The sequence below is a fragment of the Flavobacterium sp. DSP2-3-1 genome (genome assembly GCF_049896865.1).
In the GTDB taxonomy this organism is placed as follows: domain Bacteria; phylum Bacteroidota; class Bacteroidia; order Flavobacteriales; family Flavobacteriaceae; genus Flavobacterium.
On the sequence record NZ_JAFCVD010000021.1, the window covers coordinates 1 to 2,300 of the forward strand.

1 tRNA gene and 1 rRNA gene are annotated in these 2,300 nt (G+C 45.3%); both read left to right on the forward strand.

Annotated elements, in window-relative coordinates:
- Positions 1-581 precede the first annotated feature (581 nt).
- Positions 582-2,095: ribosomal RNA gene (locus tag ACP7AT_RS15645) — 16S ribosomal RNA — on the forward strand.
- 124 nt (positions 2,096-2,219) lie between these two features.
- Positions 2,220-2,293: transfer RNA gene (locus ACP7AT_RS15650), tRNA-Ile, on the forward strand.
- Positions 2,294-2,300: the final 7 nt, after the last annotated feature.

Consider the following 2,300-nt stretch of genomic DNA (forward strand, 5'->3'; position numbering starts at 1 on the left):
GATTGTAGATTTGTTTAAAAAACTTGTTCTTTCAAAAAACATGATATCAGTTAGTTAAAGATAAAGTTAAGAAAAGGTCAAAAAAAAGTGTTTAAAAAGCTTGAATAACCCAATAAAGGGTGTAGTTTTGCACCCGCAATGACGCGGACGTTCTTTCACAGACTGGCAAGTACAACGAATTAGATTAGAGAATTTATTTTCTAAAAAAAGATTCGGTAAAGCTTGTGAGAAATGAAAACGAATGTTACATTTGCACCCCGCAAAACAAGCAAAGTTCCTTGACAGATTGATAAGAAAAGCAGAAGCGAATGAGGTAAAAATTATTTCAAAAAAACTTCAAATTTTTCTTGTCAGTTAAAAAGAAAGTTGTACTTTTGCACCCGCTTCCAGAGAGACACAATGTGAATCAAACGAAGAGAAAAGCAGATAAGAACACGTTCCTAGACATATTGAATTGACAGCCGTTTTAAGAGAGATCTTAGAACAAAAGAATAAGAGTAATAGAATCGAGAGATTTGAAAAAACCACTAGAATTTAGTCGAATAAACAAAGAGAACAGATTTATCTGAACTCAACAATATACGATGAAGAGTTTGATCCTGGCTCAGGATGAACGCTAGCGGCAGGCTTAACACATGCAAGTCGAGGGGTATGCTTCTTCGGAAGCAGAGACCGGCGCACGGGTGCGTAACGCGTATGCAATCTACCTTTCACAGAGGGATAGCCCAGAGAAATTTGGATTAATACCTCATAGTATAGCAGTTTCGCATGAAACCACTATTAAAGTCACAACGGTGAAAGATGAGCATGCGTCCCATTAGCTAGTTGGTAAGGTAACGGCTTACCAAGGCAACGATGGGTAGGGGTCCTGAGAGGGAGATCCCCCACACTGGTACTGAGACACGGACCAGACTCCTACGGGAGGCAGCAGTGAGGAATATTGGACAATGGGCGCAAGCCTGATCCAGCCATGCCGCGTGCAGGATGACGGTCCTATGGATTGTAAACTGCTTTTATACGAGAAGAAACCCTCCGACGTGTCGGAGCTTGACGGTATCGTAAGAATAAGGATCGGCTAACTCCGTGCCAGCAGCCGCGGTAATACGGAGGATCCAAGCGTTATCCGGAATCATTGGGTTTAAAGGGTCCGTAGGCGGTCAGGTAAGTCAGTGGTGAAAGCCCATCGCTCAACGGTGGAACGGCCATTGATACTGTCTGACTTGAATTATTAGGAAGTAACTAGAATATGTAGTGTAGCGGTGAAATGCTTAGAGATTACATGGAATACCAATTGCGAAGGCAGGTTACTACTAATGGATTGACGCTGATGGACGAAAGCGTGGGTAGCGAACAGGATTAGATACCCTGGTAGTCCACGCCGTAAACGATGGATACTAGCTGTTGGAAGCAATTTCAGTGGCTAAGCGAAAGTGATAAGTATCCCACCTGGGGAGTACGTTCGCAAGAATGAAACTCAAAGGAATTGACGGGGGCCCGCACAAGCGGTGGAGCATGTGGTTTAATTCGATGATACGCGAGGAACCTTACCAAGGCTTAAATGTAGATTGACCGGTTTGGAAACAGATCTTTCGCAAGACAATTTACAAGGTGCTGCATGGTTGTCGTCAGCTCGTGCCGTGAGGTGTCAGGTTAAGTCCTATAACGAGCGCAACCCCTGTTGTTAGTTGCCAGCGAGTCAAGTCGGGAACTCTAACAAGACTGCCAGTGCAAACTGTGAGGAAGGTGGGGATGACGTCAAATCATCACGGCCCTTACGCCTTGGGCTACACACGTGCTACAATGGCCGGTACAGAGAGCAGCCACTGGGCGACCAGGAGCGAATCTATAAAACCGGTCACAGTTCGGATCGGAGTCTGCAACTCGACTCCGTGAAGCTGGAATCGCTAGTAATCGGATATCAGCCATGATCCGGTGAATACGTTCCCGGGCCTTGTACACACCGCCCGTCAAGCCATGGAAGCTGGGGGTGCCTGAAGTCGGTGACCGCAAGGAGCTGCCTAGGGTAAAACTGGTAACTAGGGCTAAGTCGTAACAAGGTAGCCGTACCGGAAGGTGCGGCTGGAACACCTCCTTTCTAGAGCCTTAGTGTTAGTAGCAATACACGCTAGGGAAAGAAGACGAAAGTTCGAGTTGGAAACAAATAATGACATTATATTACTCTTGCTGTTAGTTCAAATAATACCATTTAAGAATAAGAGTGTCTCGTAGCTCAGCTGGTTAGAGTACTACACTGATAATGTAGGGGTCGACAGTTCGAGTCTGTCCGAGACAACTATTTT